13 protein-coding genes are annotated in these 17,025 nt (G+C 67.0%); 11 read left to right on the top strand and 2 right to left on the bottom strand.

Translation table 11 applies throughout. The features are described from left to right. Positions 1 to 16 precede the first annotated feature (16 nt). From nirD to BLW02_RS11800, 8 genes are all read left to right on the top strand, one after another. On the top strand, positions 17 to 400 hold the full coding sequence (nirD, locus tag BLW02_RS11835; RefSeq protein ID WP_092698822.1) for a nitrite reductase small subunit NirD: 384 nt from the start codon (positions 17 to 19) through the stop codon (positions 398 to 400). 106 nt (positions 401 to 506) lie between these two features. After that, complete coding sequence (locus BLW02_RS11830; protein ID WP_092698820.1) at positions 507 to 1,319, top strand: formate/nitrite transporter family protein; 813 nt, start codon at positions 507 to 509, stop codon at positions 1,317 to 1,319. A 93-nt stretch (positions 1,320 to 1,412) separates the two neighbouring features. Beyond that, the gene (locus BLW02_RS11825; RefSeq protein ID WP_092698818.1) at positions 1,413 to 3,149 is read left to right on the top strand and encodes a bifunctional protein-serine/threonine kinase/phosphatase; all 1,737 of its coding nucleotides are present in this window, start codon (positions 1,413 to 1,415) and stop codon (positions 3,147 to 3,149) included. Between the two features lie 398 nt (positions 3,150 to 3,547). Then, positions 3,548 to 6,412 carry a nitrate reductase gene (locus BLW02_RS11820; RefSeq protein ID WP_092698816.1) on the top strand — a complete coding sequence of 955 codons (2,865 nt, stop codon included), beginning with the start codon at positions 3,548 to 3,550 and terminating at the stop codon, positions 6,410 to 6,412. Between the two features lie 169 nt (positions 6,413 to 6,581). Continuing rightward, positions 6,582 to 7,502: a DNA-binding protein YbiB gene (gene ybiB / locus BLW02_RS11815; protein WP_092698814.1), complete on the top strand. Its 921-nt coding sequence runs from the start codon at positions 6,582 to 6,584 to the stop codon at positions 7,500 to 7,502. Then, on the top strand, positions 7,499 to 8,326 hold the full coding sequence (cobA, locus tag BLW02_RS11810; RefSeq protein ID WP_092698812.1) for a uroporphyrinogen-III C-methyltransferase: 828 nt from the start codon (positions 7,499 to 7,501) through the stop codon (positions 8,324 to 8,326). Before ybiB ends, cobA begins: the two co-directional genes overlap by 4 nt. A 115-nt stretch (positions 8,327 to 8,441) precedes the next feature. Beyond that, on the top strand, positions 8,442 to 9,779 hold the full coding sequence (locus BLW02_RS11805; protein ID WP_092698851.1) for a TrkH family potassium uptake protein: 1,338 nt from the start codon (positions 8,442 to 8,444) through the stop codon (positions 9,777 to 9,779). Continuing rightward, on the top strand, positions 9,769 to 10,443 hold the full coding sequence (locus tag BLW02_RS11800) for a potassium channel family protein (protein WP_092698810.1): 675 nt from the start codon (positions 9,769 to 9,771) through the stop codon (positions 10,441 to 10,443). Before BLW02_RS11805 ends, BLW02_RS11800 begins: the two co-directional genes overlap by 11 nt. Positions 10,444 to 10,609: 166 nt before the next feature. On the opposite strand, the gene BLW02_RS11795 is transcribed toward BLW02_RS11800, so the two are convergent. Next, positions 10,610 to 11,098 (bottom strand): acyl-CoA thioesterase, encoded by a 489-nt coding sequence (locus BLW02_RS11795; protein ID WP_092698808.1) that lies wholly within the window; start codon positions 11,096 to 11,098, stop codon positions 10,610 to 10,612. A 64-nt stretch (positions 11,099 to 11,162) separates the two neighbouring features. On the opposite strand from BLW02_RS11795, the gene BLW02_RS11790 reads away from it, so the two are divergent. Beyond that, a complete protein-coding gene (locus tag BLW02_RS11790) occupies positions 11,163 to 12,404 on the top strand; it encodes a BaiN/RdsA family NAD(P)/FAD-dependent oxidoreductase (protein ID WP_092698849.1) in 1,242 nt (413 codons plus the stop codon). 77 nt (positions 12,405 to 12,481) lie between these two features. Here the strand turns inward: BLW02_RS11790 and BLW02_RS11785 are convergent, their stop codons facing one another. Beyond that, positions 12,482 to 15,745, bottom strand: a complete 3,264-nt coding sequence (locus BLW02_RS11785; protein ID WP_092698806.1) for an EAL domain-containing protein — start codon at positions 15,743 to 15,745, stop codon at positions 12,482 to 12,484. Positions 15,746 to 16,057: 312 nt separating this feature from the next. On the opposite strand from BLW02_RS11785, the gene rpsU reads away from it, so the two are divergent. Then, positions 16,058 to 16,270, top strand: a complete 213-nt coding sequence (gene rpsU / locus BLW02_RS11780; protein WP_007833691.1) for a 30S ribosomal protein S21 — start codon at positions 16,058 to 16,060, stop codon at positions 16,268 to 16,270. 214 nt (positions 16,271 to 16,484) lie between these two features. Continuing rightward, positions 16,485 to 16,931: a GatB/YqeY domain-containing protein gene (locus tag BLW02_RS11775; protein WP_092698804.1), complete on the top strand. Its 447-nt coding sequence runs from the start codon at positions 16,485 to 16,487 to the stop codon at positions 16,929 to 16,931. The last annotated feature ends 94 nt before the right edge of the window (positions 16,932 to 17,025 follow it).

Here is a 17,025-nt window from a genome sequence, read left to right as displayed (position 1 = left end):
CACAAAAGGAATAGCAATGACCGAATGGACATCCATCTGCCGCGTGGACGATATCCCCGTGCTGGGCTCGCGCCGCGTGGCCCGCGAAAAAGGCCTGGACGTGGCGGTGTTCCGCAGCGCGTCCAACGAGATCTTCGCCTTGCTCGACCGCTGCCCGCACAAGGGCGGGCCCCTGAGCCAGGGCATTGTTTTCGGCACCAGCGTGGCCTGCCCCATGCACAACTGGACCATTGGCCTGTGCGACGGCCAGGCCGCCGCCCCCGACGAGGGCTGCACGCCCCCATTTCAGGTGCGGGTGGAGGACGGCACCGTGCTGCTCAACACCCACGAACTGGCCCACCACGCCGTGAGCGAAACGCGCCCCATCGCAGGGCCGCAACGGCGCACCCCGGCGGCGTGATCCCACGCCAGCCCGGCTGGCTTGCCACGCTTAGCGTGCAGGCCGGCATCCACCGCACCCTTGGCAACCCTGGCACCGCTCCCAGACAGACCGCAGAAAGAAACCCATGGCCTATCTCGTCCCCTCCGAATTCGTCACCAAAATGGTGGACGCCGGCGAATCCAAGATCTACATGTCCACCCGCGACGCCCTGATCCGCGCCTACATGGCGGGCGCCATCCTGGCGCTGGCGGCGGTGTTCGCCGTCACGGCCACCGTCATGTCGGGCTCGGCACTGGTGGGCGCCATCCTGTTCCCGGTGGGTTTTTGCATGCTTTACCTGCTGGGCTTTGACCTGTTGACCGGCGTATTCGTGCTGACGCCGCTGGCCTGGCTGGACAAGCGCCCGGGGGTCACGATCCAGGCCATTCTGAAGAACTGGGGCCTGGTGTTCACCGGCAACTTCCTGGGCGCGCTGACCGTCGCCTTCATGATGTCCTTCATCTTCACCTATGGTTTTTCGGTGGCGCCGAATGAAATCGGCACAAAGATCGGCCATATCGGCGAGGCGCGCACCCTGGGTTATGCCCAATACGGCCTGATGGGCTGGCTCACCATCTTCATTCGCGCCATGCTCTGCAACTGGATGGTGTCCACCGGGGTGGTGGGCGCCATGATCTCCACCACCGTCAGCGGCAAGGTGATTGCGATGTGGATGCCCATCATGCTGTTCTTCGCCATGACCTTCGAGCACTCGGTGGTGAACATGTTCCTGTTCCCCTCGGGCCTGATGATGGGCGGCAACTTCTCGATCCTCGACTACTTCATCTGGAACGAGATCCCCGTGGTGCTGGGCAATCTGGTCGGTGGCCTGGCCTTTACCGGGCTCACGCTGTACGCCACCCACATCAAGACCGGCCCCAAGCGCAAGCTCGTCTGAGCCCCCCGCATCCGCCGGGTGCCAACGCGGCAATGCTCCTGCTGCCCCGAATCCGGCACCCTGAATCCTGCACCCTGAACGAATGGCGCACCAATGAGCGACACCCTGAAAGTGAGCCTTGGCCAGCACTCGGACAAGGGCTGCAAGGAGGTCAATCAGGATTTCCACGGCGCCTGCGTGCCCCAGGGGCAGGTGTTGGCCGCCAAGGGGGTGGTGGCGGCCCTGGCCGATGGCATCAGCAGCAGCGATGTCAGCCAGATCGCCAGCGCCGCGGCGGTGCACGGGTTGCTCCAGGACTACTACTGCACCTGCGACGCCTGGAGCGTCAAGCGCTCGGCACAGTGCGTGCTGGCGGCAACCAACTCGTGGCTGCACGCACAAACCCAGCGCAGCCCCTACCGCTTCGACAAAGACCGGGGCTACGTCTGCACCCTCAGCGCGCTGATCATCAAATCCACCACCGCACACCTGTTGCATGTGGGCGACACGCGCATCTACCGCGTGCAGGGCAAGGCACTGGAGCAGTTGACCGAAGACCACCGGGTATGCCTCCCGGACGGACAGATCTACCTGGGCCGTGCGCTCGGGATTCAGCCGCAGCTGGAGGTGGACTACCAGGCCCTGCCGGTAGAGCCCGCAGACACCTTCGTGCTGACCACCGATGGGGTGCATGAACATGTCAGCGCCAGCTTCATCACGCAGGCCATTGAAACCCACGCAGACGATCTGGACCAGGCCGCCCGCACCATCGTGGAAGAAGCCCTGCGCTGCGGCAGCGACGACAACCTGACCCTGCAGATCGTGCGCATCGATGCACTGCCCCACCAGGACGCCAGCGAACTGCAGCGCCAGCGGGCCGCGCTGCGGTTGCCGCCCATCCTGGAGCCCCGCACCCTGCTGGACGGCTACCAGATCGTGCGCGAGCTGCACGGCAGCCACCGCAGCCACATCTACCTGGCCATCGACACCGACAGCGGGCAGAAGACGGTGCTCAAGACACCCTCCATCGACCTGCAGGACAACGCCGCCAGCCTGGACCGCTTTCTGATGGAAGAATGGATTGCGCGGCGCATTCACAGCCCCCATGTGCTGCGGCCCGCCCCCTCGGAACGCAAGCGCGGGTACCTTTATGTGGCGATGGAATACGTGCAGGGGCAAACCCTGGCCCAGTGGATGATTGACCACCCCAGGCCCGAACTCTCGGTGGTGCGCGACATCGTGGACCAGATCGCACGCGGCCTGCAGGCCTTTCACCGCATGGAGATGCTGCACCAGGACCTGCGGCCCGAGAACATCATGATCGACACCTCGGGCACCGTGAAGATCATCGACTTTGGCGCGGTCCACGTCGCCGGCCTGGCCGAGAGCGCGGCGCCCGGTGCCGGCGATACCGTTCCGGGCACCTTGCAATACACGGCCCCCGAGTACTTTCTGGGCGAGCCCGGCACGCCGCAATCGGACCTGTTCTCGCTCGGCGTGATCACCTACCAGATGCTCACCGGGCGGCAGCCCTATGGCACGCAGGTGGCGGGGATCCGCACCCGGGCGGCACTCATGAAGCTGCACTACGCCAGCGCGCTCGATGAACACCGCGCCATTCCGGCATGGATGGACGCCGTGCTGCGGCGCGCCGTCCACCCCAACCCGCACCAAAGGCAGGAAGCCTTGTCCGAGTTCGTGCACGATCTGCGGCAGCCGAGTGCAGCCTACCTCGGCCGCGCCCGCCCGCCACTGTATGAGCGCAACCCGATGGTGTTCTGGCGCGCCATGGCGCTCGTGCTGGGGGCCGTCGTGGTGGTTCTGCTGGCGGTGATTCAACACCTGCGCTGACACCAGCGCCCCCGGGCAAGGCACGGGTTTGCGCCCGCTCACGCACCCCTCCCGTCCTGTAGCGCCCCGATGCACCAGGCTGGTGCCAGCCATCTGCCCGTGACCCACCCGGATCGGCGCCAGGCCGGTGCCCGGTGGCGTGGGGGCTGGCACATGTATTGCGTTACCTGTGCGAAGGCCCCGGCAGGGGCCAGTGAACCCGGGGTGCAATGGCGCAGCCAGGGGGCACACGGACGAAGGCGTCTGCACCTGCGGTTTCGAAACCTCGAAGCCACGGGGTGTGGGCGTTTTTTTTGCGATTTTCCTTGGGGACTGCGATGAAAAATTTCAGACAAACGGCGGGGAGCCCAGCGGACTTGCCTCTGGAGTGCGGGACAGAACCCCTTGTCGTGCGTTCCATGCAAGAAACCCCATCCACCTGCCCGTACTGCGGCGTAGGCTGCGGTGTGATCATCGAAAGCACCGGTAGCCAGATCACCGGCGTGCGTGGCGACCCGAACCACCCCGCCAACTTCGGCCGCCTGTGCACCAAGGGCTCCACCCTGCACCTCACCGCCACCAGCACCATCACCCTGCAGACCCGCCTGCTGCAACCGCAGCACCGCGCGCAACGCGGCGACAAACCGCAGCCGCTGCCATGGGATGCCGCACTGGCCATGGCGGCAGACCGGTTCGCCAGCACCGTCACGCAGCACGGCCCCGACGCCGTGGGCTTCTACGTCAGCGGCCAGCTGCTCACCGAGGACTACTACGTCTTCAACAAACTGGCCAAGGGCCTGATCGCCACCAACAACATCGACACCAACTCGCGCCTGTGCATGAGCAGCGCCGTGGCGGGCTACAAGCAGACCCTGGGCGCCGACGCCCCGCCCGCCTGCTACGACGACGTGCACCACGCACAGTGCCTGTTCATCGTGGGCAGCAACGCGGCCTGGGCACACCCCGTGCTGTTTCGCCGCATCGAGGACGCGCGCGCCGCCAACCCCGGCATGAAGGTCATCGTGGCCGACCCGCGCCGCACCGATACGGCCGGCATGGCCGACCTGTTCCTGCCCATTCAGCCCGGCAGCGACGTGATGCTGTTCAACGGCATGCTGCACCTGATGCTGTGGGAGGGCTGGGTCGATGCCAGCTACATCGCCGCGCACACCACGGGCTTTGACGCGCTCAAGGCCCTGGTGCGCGACGCCACGCCCGAGCGCGTGGCCCAGGTGTGCGGCATCTCGGTGGCCGATCTGACCACCGCCGCCCAATGGTTTGCCACGGGAGCCACAGGCGATCCGCAACGTCGCAAGGCCACGCTCAGCCTGTACTGCCAGGGCCTGAACCAGAGCAGCAGCGGCACGGCCAAGAACGCCGCACTCATCAACCTGCACCTGGCCACGGGCCAGATCGGCAAGCCCGGCGCGGGCCCGTTCAGCCTGACGGGCCAGCCCAACGCCATGGGCGGGCGCGAGGTGGGCGGCCTGGCCAACTTGCTCAGCGCGCACCGCGATCTGGCCAACCCTGCACACCGCGCCGAGGTGGCCGCGCTGTGGGGCGTGGCCGATGTGCCCAGCCAACCCGGCAAGACGGCGGTGGAGATGTTCCAGGCCGCCGCAGACGGCGAGATCAAGGCGCTGTGGATTGCCTGCACCAACCCCGCGCAAAGCATGCCCGACCAGGCCACCGTGCGCCGCGCCCTGCAGCGCGCCGAGTTCGTGGTGGTGCAGGAAGCCTTTGCCACGGCCGAAACCTGCGCGTACGCCGACCTGCTGCTGCCCGCCACCACCTGGGGCGAGAAGACCGGCACGGTGACCAACAGCGAGCGCCGCATCTCGCGCGTGCGCTCTGCCGTGCCCGCACCCGGCCAGGCGCGCCACGACTGGGCCATTGCGGTGCAGTTTGCGCACCAGCTGGAGGCACGCCTGCGCCCCGGCCAGCCCACCCTCTTCCCCTATGCGACCGACCACGCCGACGCAGGTGCCGAGGCCGTGTGGAACGAGCACCGCGCAAGCACGCGCGGGCGCGACCTCGACATCACCGGCTTGTCGTGGGAAACGCTTGAATCCCAAGGCCCGCAGCAGTGGCCGTTCGCTGCGGACGCCGCCACGGGCAAGGCCCGCCTGTACGAAGACGGCATCTTCCCTACCACGGATGGTCGCGCGCGTTTTGCAGCCCATGCGTGGCAGCCCACCGCCGAGCCCCGCGAGTCACGCTACCCTTTCAGCCTGACCACGGGCCGCCTGCGCGACCAGTGGCACGGCATGACCCGCACGGGCACTCTGGGACGCCTGTTCGGCCATGTGGCCGAGCCCAGCGTGCAGCTGCACCCGCAGGACATGGAGCGGCGCGGCCTGCACAACGGCGACCTGGTGCATGTCACCAGCAAACGCGGCTCCATCGTGGTGCCCGTGCAGGCCGATGCCACGCTGGGCCTGTCGCAGGCCTTCATGGCCATGCACTGGGGCAGCGAATTCCTGAGCGGCAGCTCCTCCACCGGCGAGCGGCTGGCGGGCGTGAATGCGCTCACCACCTCGGTGTTCTGCCCCACGTCCAAACAGCCCGAGCTGAAACATGCCGCCGTCAAGGTGCTCAAGGCCGAGCTGCCCTGGATGCTGCTGGCCATGGCCTGGCTGCCGGATGACAAAGCACAAGCAACGCGCGAAGCCTTGTCCGCGCTGATGGCGCAGTTTCCATTTGCCAGTTGCGTGCCCTTCGGCAACGCCACCCCGCTGGATGATCCGGGCCGCGAGCGCACCGGCGTGCTACTGCGCGCAGCCGCGCACGAGGCACCGCCCGAAGCACTGGTCACGCAGATCGAAGCCCTGCTGGGCCTGGCGGGCGCCGACACGCTGCGCTACGCCGACAAGAAGCGCGGCCAGCGCCGCGCCGCGCGCCTGGCGCGCCAGGGTGAAGCCACCACGCTCGAAGGCATGGTGCTGGCCGGTGACACCAGCGCCGAGGGCTGGCTCAAGACCCTGCTGCAAGAGGAACTGCCCGCGCAAACCTATGGCCGCCTGCTGCTGGTGCCCGGCGCCAAGGCCCCGGCAGCAGTGCAGTCGCGCGGCAAGCCGGTGTGCACCTGCTTCAACGTGACCGATGCCGCCATCACCGGCGCGCTGGCGCATTGCCACGGCACCGACAACGACCGCCTGGCCCAGTTGCAGGGCCAGCTGCGCTGCGGCACCCGCTGCGGCTCGTGCCTGCCCGAGCTCAAGCGCATGGTGCGCAGCACGGGGCCGCTGGCCGCCAATCCCGCTCCCGCACAGGCCACCATATAACCAGAAGTTCGCTGGATTGCAGGAAAATAGCCGTCCACCCCACCACGACCACACCAGGACTTGTGCAATAGGGCTCCGGCCAGGCCTTTCGGCGCAGACAGTACAAGCGTACGGCCAGCCGAAATAACGACGCCAGAGCCCTCTTTCACAAGTCCCGCCACCAAAAACCATGGGTATCAGCCAGTACATCAAGGAAATCGGCCGCGGCCCGCGCGGCTCCAAGCCCCTGACGCGCGAGCAGGCGGCCGATCTTTTCGGCCAGGTGCTCGATGGCACGGCCTCCGACCTGGAGATCGGCGCCTTCTGCCTGGCCATGCGCATCAAGGGCGAAACGCCCGAGGAAATGTGCGGCTTTCTCGACGCCACGCACAGCCGCATGGCATTGCTGCCCGCCAGCGACCGCCCCCTGATCGTGCTGCCCAGCTACAACGGCGCGCGCAAGCTGCCCGTGCTCACACCCCTGCTGGCGCTGCTGCTGGCACGCGAGGGCCTGCCCGTGCTGTTGCATGGCATGCGCACCGAGGCGCGCCGCACCCTGGCATCGGATGTGCTGCTGGCGCTGGGTGTTCCTGCGCTTACGGCTCCTGAAAAAATCGCCAATGGCCGCCTGGCCCACATCGAGACCCAGCACCTGCACGCCGGCCTGGCGCGCCTGCTGAAGGTGCGCGAGGTGGTGGGGCTGCGCAACGCGGGGCACAGCGCCGTGAAGCTGATGAACCCCTGCGCAGGCGCCGCCGTGGTGGTGACCAGCTACACCCATCCCGAGTATTACGAGATGCTGCAGGCCACCTTTGGCGCGCTGCACATGACCGCCCTGCTCTCGCGCGGCCTCGAAGGCGAAGTGGCGGCAGACCCGCGCCGCACGCCCCGCTACGACGCCTTTGTGGCCGGTGTGCACCAGCTGCTGCAAGAACAGCAACCCGGCACCGCAGCCGAGGTGCCCGGCCTGCCCACCGCGATTGACATCGACACCACGGCGCGCTACACCCGAGACGTACTGGACGGCCGCCTGCCCGTGCCGGCGGCGCTGGCGCAGCAGGTGGAACACATCTTGCATCTGGCTGCGCAAACCACACTGCCGACACCATGAAAACCACCCCACCCCCCGCCAGCCCGCCGCCAGCCACCTTCCAGGGAACCTGCACGCTGGTGGGCGCGGGCCCGGGCGACCCCGAGCTGCTCACCCTCAAGGCCCTCAAGGCCATCCAGGCGGCCACCGTGCTGCTGGTGGACGACCTGGTGAGCGACGCCATCGTGGCGCACGCATCGCCCACGGCCCGCATCGTCTATGTGGGCAAGCGCGGCGGCTGCAAGAGCACGCCGCAGGCCTTCATCGAAAAGCTGATGCTGATGGCCGTGAACGAAGGCGAGAACGTGGTGCGCCTCAAGGGCGGCGACCCCTTCATCTTTGGCCGGGGCGGCGAAGAGGTGGAGCACCTGCGTGCAGCGGGCGTGCAGGTCACCGTCATCAACGGCATCACCGCGGGCCTGGCAGGCCTGACCTCACTGGGCGCACCGCTCACCCACCGCGCACATGCGCACGGCGTGGTGTTCGTCACCGGCCACGCCAAGCCGGGCGACGCGGGCACCGACTGGCGCCAGCTGGCCACCACCGCGCGCGATGCCAAGCTCACGCTGGTGATCTACATGGGCGTGAGCGGCGCCGCGCACATCGAGCACGAGCTGCTCACCGGCCTGCCCGCCAGCACGCCCGTGGCCATCATCCAGCACGCCAGCCTGCCGCACCAGCGGCATGCCGTGGCCACGCTGGGCACGCTGCAGGCCACCATCGCACGCGAGGGGCTGGCCAGCCCTTCCGTCATTGTGGTCGGCGATGTGGTGCACGGCGTGGCGGCAGCGGCAAGCGCGGCGGACGCGGCCCCGGCCGCCACGAAGCGCCGGGTGTCAGGCTGAGGCTTTTATCCTCCCCAGGAAAACCGGTGCCACGGGGCCGCAAGGTCGCGCGCAGTGCTAGCATCGCGGCCGCGTGGTGCACGGGTTGACGGCCACCGCGCAGAAAGTTCTGCCTTTGACTTCCCGCGTTGCGCACCCGGCTGTGGTGCTGGCCCTGTCCTTTCTCAGCGTGATTGCGCTGGGAACCCTGTTGCTGATGCTGCCCTTCGCACACGCGCAGGCAGGTGAAAGCGCGCCCTTTCTCACCGCGCTGTTCACCGCGACATCGGCCGTGTGCGTGACCGGCCTGGTGGTGGTGGACACGGGCACCTACTGGAGCGGCACGGGCCAGGCCATCATCATGGGCCTGTTCCAGGTGGGCGGCTTCGGCATGATGACCTCGGCCACGCTGATGGGCCTGCTGATCAGCGGGCAGATGCGCATCCGCACGCGGCTGCTGCTGCAGGCCGAAACCCACTCGCTGGCGCTGGGCGACGTGAAAAGCGTGGCCAAGCTCGTGCTCAAGGTGACGGTGGCCGTGGAACTGGCCATGGCCCTCGCACTGTGGCTGCGGTTTGCACTGGGCTATGGCATGCCCTGGGGCGATGCGGCATGGCACGGGCTGTTCCATTCCATCTCGGCGTTCAACAACGCGGGCTTTTCCACCTGGGGCGACAGCGTGATGGCGTACTCGGGCGATGCCCTGGTGCTGGTGCCCCTGATGCTGGCCATCGTGATCGGCGGCCTCGGGTTTCCGGTGCTGCACGAGCTGCTGTCCGAGCGCGGGCGCAAGCGGCCCATCTGGTCCATGCACACGGCCATCACCGTGTGGGGCTCGCTGGCGCTGGTGGCGCTGGGCACCGGGGTCGTCCTGCTGACGGAGTTCGACAACCCTGGCACGCTGGGGCCCATGGGCTGGTCGCACAAGGCGCTGGCGGCGCTGTTCACCTCCATCTCGGCACGCACGGCGGGCTTCAATGCCATCGACATCGGCGCGCTCACCACCGAATCGCTGGCGCTGCACTATGTGCTGATGTTCATTGGCGGCGGCAGCGCGGGCACCGCCGGCGGCGTGAAGGTGACCACCTTCTTCGTGCTGGTGCTGGTGGTGTGGAACGAGATCCGCGGCCACCGCGACGTGGAGTTCCGCGGCCGCCGCATCGCCGACTCGGTGCAGCGCCAGGCCATCACCATCATGGTGCTCAGCGCGGCCGTCGTCTCGCTGGCCCTGTTGCTGATCCTGCCGCTGACCACCCTCCCGCTGGAGAAAGTGCTGTTCGAGGTGGTCTCCGCCTTTGGCACCGTGGGCCTGTCCACCGGCATCACGGCCGAGCTGCCGCCCGGCGCCCAGTCCATCATCATTGCGCTGATGTTCGTTGGCCGCGTGGGCGTGGTCACGCTGGCCGTGGCCCTGGCCACGAACCAGATCCGCCGCAACTACCGATACCCCGAGGAGAAACCGATTGTTGGATAAATCCGTCAAACACCTGTCCGGCAGCGTGGTCGTCATCGGCCTGGGCCGCTTTGGAACGGGCGTGGCCAAATCTCTGGTGGAGCTGGGCCACGATGTGCTGGCCATCGAGCACGATGCCGATACGGTGCAGTCGCTGTCGTTGGTGCTGCCCCATGTGGTGCAGGGCGACGCCACCGACCTGGAAACCCTGCGCCAGCTGGCCGTGCCTGACTTCGCACACGCGGTGGTGAGCATTGGTGGCGACCTGGAAGCCAGCGTACTCACCATCCTCAACCTGAGCCAGCTGGGCCTCAAGGACATCTGGGCCAAGGCCATCGACCCGCAGCACGGCCGCATCGCAGAGCGGGTGGGTGCGCACCACGTGGTGTACCCCGAGGCCGACATGGGCGAGCGCGTGGCCCACCTGGTTACCGGCAAGATGATCGACTTCATCGAGTTCGACGACGGCTTCGCCATCGCCAAGACCCGAGCGCCCATGGAAACGCACAACAAGCCCCTGTCGCAGTCCAACGTGCGCAAGCGCCATGGGATCACCGTGGTGGGCATCAAGCGGCGCCACGTCGACTTCATCTATGCCAAGGCCGAGACCGAGATCAAGCCCGGCGACCACCTGATCGTGGCGGGCCCCACGCGCATGGTGGAACGCTTCGCGTCGCTGTACTGAGCGGCGCGGGCCGGCCGGCGTGGGTGCCGCCATCGACGCCTTCGCGCAACCGGTGACCAATGTGCTGTCGGCCATCACCAGCGAGATGGCAGGGCTCTCGCGGCAGGCCGTGTCGCTGGGGCGCGCGGCTGCAACGCGGCTTGAGAGCCGGTGAGGGCGGAGCCGATCAGCCCTCTGTCGTCTCCCGCACCTGCCGGAAGCGCTCGGCCAGCTCCTTGCGCAGCGACTTGCGCAGCAGCGCCGCCTCCCAGCGGCGCCGCTCATCGGTGGTCGAGGGTATGAGGGGCGGCACCGCCACGGGCTTGCGCGCCTCGTCCACCGCCACCATGGTGAAAAAGCAGCTGTTCACATGCCGCACCACCTTCGCGCGGATGTCTTCGGCCACCACCTTGATGCCCACTTCCATCGACGAACTGCCCGTGTAGTTGACGCTGGCCAGAAAGGTCACCAACTCGCCCACATGGATGGGCTGCAGAAACATCACCTGGTCCACGCTCAGCGTGACCACGTAGCAGGCCGAAAAGCGGCTGGCGCAGGAATACGCCACCTGGTCGAGCAGCTTCAGGATGGCCCCGCCATGCACGTTGCCCGAAAAATTGGCCATATCGGGGGACATCAGCACGGTCATGCTGAGCTGGTGGGAGGGGATGTTCATGCCGCCCATTGTCGCCTACCGCCGGCCAAAATCGGCGGTCAGCGCAGCACCTACACTGCAGGCCATGCAGATGTTTGATGTGGTGATCGTGGGTGCCGGTGCTGCCGGCCTTTTTTGTGCCGGCCAGGCGGGCCAGCGTGGCCTCCAGGTGCTGCTCATCGACCACGCCGACAAGGCGGCCGAAAAGATCCGCATCTCGGGCGGCGGGCGCTGCAACTTCACCAACCGCGACCTCGACCCTGCCGCGCCGCACAGGCACTTCGTGGGACAGAACCCGCAGTTCTGCCGTTCGGCGCTCTCGCGCTACACCCCGTCGGACTTCATCACCCTGGTGCAGAAGCACGGCATCCCCTTCCATGAAAAGCACAAGGGCCAGCTGTTTGCCGACCGTTCGGCCGAAGACATCATTGCCATGCTGCTGGCCGAATGCGCCGCCGGTGGGGTGACGCACTGGCAGCCTTGTGCCGTCAAAAACATCATATTTTCGGCCTCTGGCGCAGATCCATCCAGCGCTGGCAGCTATCAAATCAATACCGATAGAGGCCCCGTGCAAGCGCGTTCGCTGGTGGTCGCCACCGGCGGCCTGTCGATCCCCAAGATCGGCGCCACCGACTTCGGCTACCGGCTGGCGCAGCAGTTCAGCATCCCGCTCATCGAGCGCCGCCCGGGCCTGGTGCCGCTGACGTTTGACGGCGCGGGCTGGGCGCCCTATGCGCAGCTGTCGGGATTGGCCTTGCCCGTACAGATCAGCACCGGTGCCAAGAAAAATCGCATGGCCTTTGACGAAGACCTGCTGTTCACCCACCGCGGCCTCTCGGGCCCGGCGGTGCTGCAGATCTCCAGCTACTGGCAAGAGGGCCAGCCCCTGGCCATCGACCTCGCGCCCACGGTGGACTTGCCCGCAGCGCTGGCGCAGGGCAAAGCGCGTTCGAAGAAACTGATTGCCAACGAACTGGCCACCCTGGTCCCGAGCCGCCTGGCCGATGCCTGGGCCAGCCGCGAGGCGGACTGGCAGCGCCCCATCAACGAAGCCTCGGACAAGGCCCTGGCCCGGCTGGCCGAGCAGCTGGCGCGCTGGGAGCTCACCCCCACCGGCACCGAGGGCTACAAGAAAGCCGAGGTCACGCTGGGCGGCGTGGACACGCGCGCGCTGTCGCAGCAGACCATGGAATGCAAGACGCAGCCGGGCCTGTATTTCATTGGCGAGGTGGTCGATGTGACGGGCTGGCTGGGCGGCTACAACTTCCAGTGGGCCTGGGCCAGCGCCCATGCGTGTGCGCAGGCGCTGGGAGCGACACCCCCGTGAGGCCCTGCGCCCCCCCGTGCAGCCACCAGAAGCGGCAGCCCGTGACCGGCCAAGCCTGTGCAACGCCCGTTTGACCGCTACGCAGCCGCCACCTCCCGCCCCTGCATCGCCTGCGGTGCGTGCTGTAGCGCCCAGACCTCCAGCGCTGGCGCTGGCAGCGGGCGGCTGAAGTGGTAGCCCTGCAACTCCTCGCAGTCCAGCGCGCTCAGCACCTTGGCCGTGGCCAGGTCTTCCACGCCCTCGGCCACTATCTTGAGGCCCAGCGTGTGGCCCAGGGCGATGATGGCGCTCGTGATAGCCATGTCGGCGGGGTTAGCCAGCATGTCGCGCACAAAGGACTTGTCCACCTTGAGCCGGTCGATGTCAAAGCGCTTGAGGTAGGCCAGGCTGGAATACCCGGTGCCGAAGTCGTCGATGGACAGTTGCACGCCCAGCGCCTTGAGGGCCGCCAGCTGCTGCTCGGCGGCATGGGCGTTTTCCATCAACTGCGATTCTGTGATCTCCAGCTCCAGGCGATGGGCAGGCATGCCGGTGCGGGCCAGCAGCGCCTCGATGTCGGTCACCAGCGACGGGGCTGCCATCTGCGCGGCCGACAGGTTGACCGAGATCGACGCCCGGGCCAGCGGGTGCGGCACCACGGCGTCGCCCGGACCCGTATCCAGCGCCAGCTGTTGCCAGCGAACCCACTGCTCGCAGGCCTGCTGCAGCACCCAGCTGCCAATGGCACGGATCATGCCGGTCTCTTCGGCGATGGGGATGAATTCGCCGGGCGGTATGGACCCCAGCACCGGGCTGGTCCAGCGCAGCAGGGCCTCCACGCCCAGCAGCTGGGCGCCCTGGGCGCTCAGGCGGGGCTGGTAGTGCAGGCTCAGTTCGTTGCGCTCCAGCGCACGGCGCAGCTGCAGCTCCATGGTCTGGCGTGCCACGGCGCGCTGGTTGGTCTCCATCGAATAGAACAGCGCCCTATCGCGGCCGGTGGTCTTGGCCTCGTACATGGCGGCGTCGGCGCGGCGCATCAGCTCGTCGATGTCGCTGCCGTCGTCGGGGTGCACGGCAATGCCCACGCTGCACGACACATTCAGCTCGTGCCCGTCCACCGGATGGCTCTGGCGGATGAGCGGGATCAGCCGCCGCTCCACCAGCTGCTGCACATCCTCGCACCCGGCCACGTCGCGCATCACCACCACAAACTCGTCGCCCCCCAGGCGGCTCACGGTGTCGCGGCTGCGCACGGCCTGGGTGAGGCGCGCGGCCACCGAGCGCAGCAGGCCGTCGCCAATGTGGTGGCCCAGCGTGTCGTTGATGGCCTTGAAGCGGTCCAGGTCGATGAACAACACCGCCACCTTTTCGCCCGTGATGGATGCCTCTTCCAGCGCCATCTGCAGGCGCTGCTCGCACAGCGAGCGGTTGGGCAGCTCGGTGAGCACGTCGTGGTGGGCCAGGAACTGGATGCGCTCCTCGCTGCGCTTACGGTCGGTGATGTCGATGGCAATGCCGATGTGGTTGGCCACTGCGCCGCCCTTGCTCTTGCCCTCGCGCAAGGCCGACACCATGAGCCAGGCCGGGTAGGTTTCGCCCGAGCGGCGGCGAAACCGCACCTCGCCCTGCCAGTACTCCTTGTCGAGCATGGCGCGCTGGATCTGCGCTGACAGCAACTCGGCCTCCGTCTCTTCCAGCAAAAAGCCCAGGTCCTCGCCGACGACCTCGTAGAAGTCGTAGTGCGTGCTGCGGCAGAACGCCTGGTTCACACGGATGATCTGCTGCTCGACATTCATGATGATGAGGCCCTCGGACAAGGCCTCGAACACATTGGCCCACAGCCCCAGGCGCCGCTCCATCGCCTTGCGCACGTTGATGGGCGTGAAGGTCGTGAGCACCGAATCGCGCCCCTGGAACTGCAGGCGCCGCGCCGACAGCATGGCCCACGAGGGCTCGTGGCTTCCCTTCCAGCGCACATCGAATTCATCGACCGAGTCCTGGTCCGCCAGGCGCTGAAAGAAACGCGCGCGCACGCCCGGCTCCAGCCCCACGGCCCAGGGGTCGGTCTTGCGGCCGCCCAGCCAGTGGACGGCGGGCACGTTGTAGTGCAGCACCTCATGATCGGGAATCGACGTGACGACCATGGGGATGGGGAAAGCCTCCACCAGCTCGCGCTGCGCCTCGGCCGCGCGGGCGCGGGCGGCCAGCTCCTGCTGCAGCAGGCGGTCGCGGTCGAGCTGCGACAGCATTTCGTTGAAGGCCGTGACCAGGCGGCCGATTTCGTCACGGCTGACCCAATGCGCGCGCAGCCGGTGGTCGCCGCTCCTGCGCACCTCGTCGGCCACGCGGGCCAGCTGCTGCAGCGGCTTGGCGATCTGCCGGGCCACCAGCGTGACCAGGCTCAGGATGCAGCCCAGCAGCACCACCGCCGTGCCCAGGTGCAGCCACATGCGGGCGAACAGGCTGTCGGCGCGCAGGTTCAGCAAACGCTCCAGGTCCCCGATGCCCACCGACCAGGCATCGCGCAGCGCGCCCAGCACCAGGGCCTCCTGCACGCCCACCCGTGCCACCGCCAGGCCCGACTCGCCCGCCGCCACCCCTTGCAGCAGCGACTGGAACCCCGCCAGCGCGCTCTTGAGCGCCTCACGCTGGCCGGCCAGCGCAGCGCGCATCTCGGGCGAGCCGGCAATGAAGGCCTGGTTGTAGTCCGACTCGATGCCCAGCGCTACCGCGTCCAGCCGCCCCGCCAGCGTGAGCAGCTCCGACGACCACTGCGGCCCACGCCGCGACGGCATGGCATTCAGGAAACTCACCGTGTCGTGCACCGCCTGCAGCAGCTCGGGAAAACGCAGCACCACGAGCGACATCACGTAGTAGCTGTCCAGGTCAGGGTCCAGGATGAGGTTGGACTGGTTGCCCACCGTGGTCAGCAGCTCGCGCCCCTCGCGCAGCAGCTGGCTGCGCAGGTGGATGAGCGACTGCGAATCAGCGGCGGGCGAGCCCCCCTGGGCCTGGCCAGCCAGCTGCTGCAGCGCCACGCCAAACCGCTGGGCCACATCGGCCGTGCTCAATGGCTCGTCGTGGGCCGCACGCACGACCTCCAGGCGGGTCAGCACATCGGCCACCAGCGGAGGCTGCTGCGATGCTTCCAGGAACTGCCCCATCAGGCCGTCGCGCACCACCTCCGCGTAGGTCGTGCCCACCACCTCCTTGCGCGTGAAGTCAATGGCCAGGTATTTCTCGTGGATCAGGATGCTGGAGACGTAGATCACCGCCGTCAGGTCCAGCAGATAGATGAGCATGAGCTTGCGGCCCACACTGAGCCGGCCCAGCCAACCCGATACTTGGTGCATGAATGCCATGGTGTCTGCGGCGGTGCCGCCCGGCCGGATGGCCAGGGCTCCCCACCGATGAATAGGAGTGTTACAACATGAAGCAATTTCCGCGCCATTGCAGCGCAGCCCGCCCTCGGGAGACCATCGTCCTGGCGCGGTGACAGCGAACAGACGGGCAACCCTTGCACCACGGGCGCGCATAAAGGCTATAATCTCCGGCTTTGCTGGCAATGCCCCGTCGGCCAAATACTAGTTACAGACGGGGAAACCGCTTTGTACGGACTTGAGGCCCGATCTCCCCAAGCCCCTCTGCAGGCACCATTTGGAAAACATTAGCTAATGACTACGATCCGCGTAAAAGAAAACGAACCCTTTGACGTTGCCCTGCGCCGCTTCAAGCGCACCATTGAAAAGCTCGGCCTGCTGACCGACCTGCGCGCCCGTGAGTTCTACGAAAAGCCCACCGCCGAGCGCAAGCGCAAGAAGGCTGCTGCCGTGAAGCGCCACTACAAGCGCGTGCGCAGCATGCAACTGCCCAAGAAGCTGTACTAAGTACCGCTTCGGCACCGTCCCTCATCGGACAGCCGCCAAACCCGCGCTAGGGACGCCAAGCGCGGGTTTTTGTTTTTGGGGTTTGCCAAAAGGCTTTCTGGCGTCGTTGCAACGCCTTGTCGTAGCCACACTACTGCCTACGGCGTTGACGCCTAGCCAGAAAGCCTTTTGGCAAACCCCTGTTCTTGTCTAAAAACCAACCAAGGAAGCCGCCATGAGCCTCAAAGACCAGATCACCGAAGACATGAAAACCGCCATGCGCGCCAAGGACAGCGAGCGCCTGGGCACCATCCGCCTGCTGCAGGCCGCCATGAAGCAAAAGGAAGTGGACGAGCGCGTGGTACTGGACGATGCGGCCATCGTCGCCATCGTGGACAAACTCATCAAGCAACGCAAGGACAGCATCACCGCCTTTGAAGGCGCGGGCCGCCAGGACCTGGCCGACAAGGAAAAATCCGAAATGGCCGTGCTGCAGACCTACCTGCCCGAGCGCATGTCGGCCGAGGAAACCCTGGCCACCGTGAAGGCCATCGTGGCCGAACTGGGCGCATCGGGCCCCGGCGACATGGGAAAGGTCATGGGCGTCGTCAAGACCCGCCTGGCGGGCAAGGCCGACATGGGCCAGGTGTCGGCTGCCGTGAAGGCTGCGCTGGCGGGCTGATGGCCTGATCCAGGCCATCTGCACGCTTGCTTCTCTTTTAATAGTTGCCAGCGCTTTTATAGAAGCTCTGGCAGCTATTTTTGTTCATACCCCA

Origin of the sequence: Acidovorax soli (assembly GCF_900107605.1) — a bacterium.
GTDB lineage: Bacteria > Pseudomonadota > Gammaproteobacteria > Burkholderiales > Burkholderiaceae_C > Acidovorax > Acidovorax soli.
This window is presented reverse-complemented; position numbering and strand designations above follow the sequence as displayed.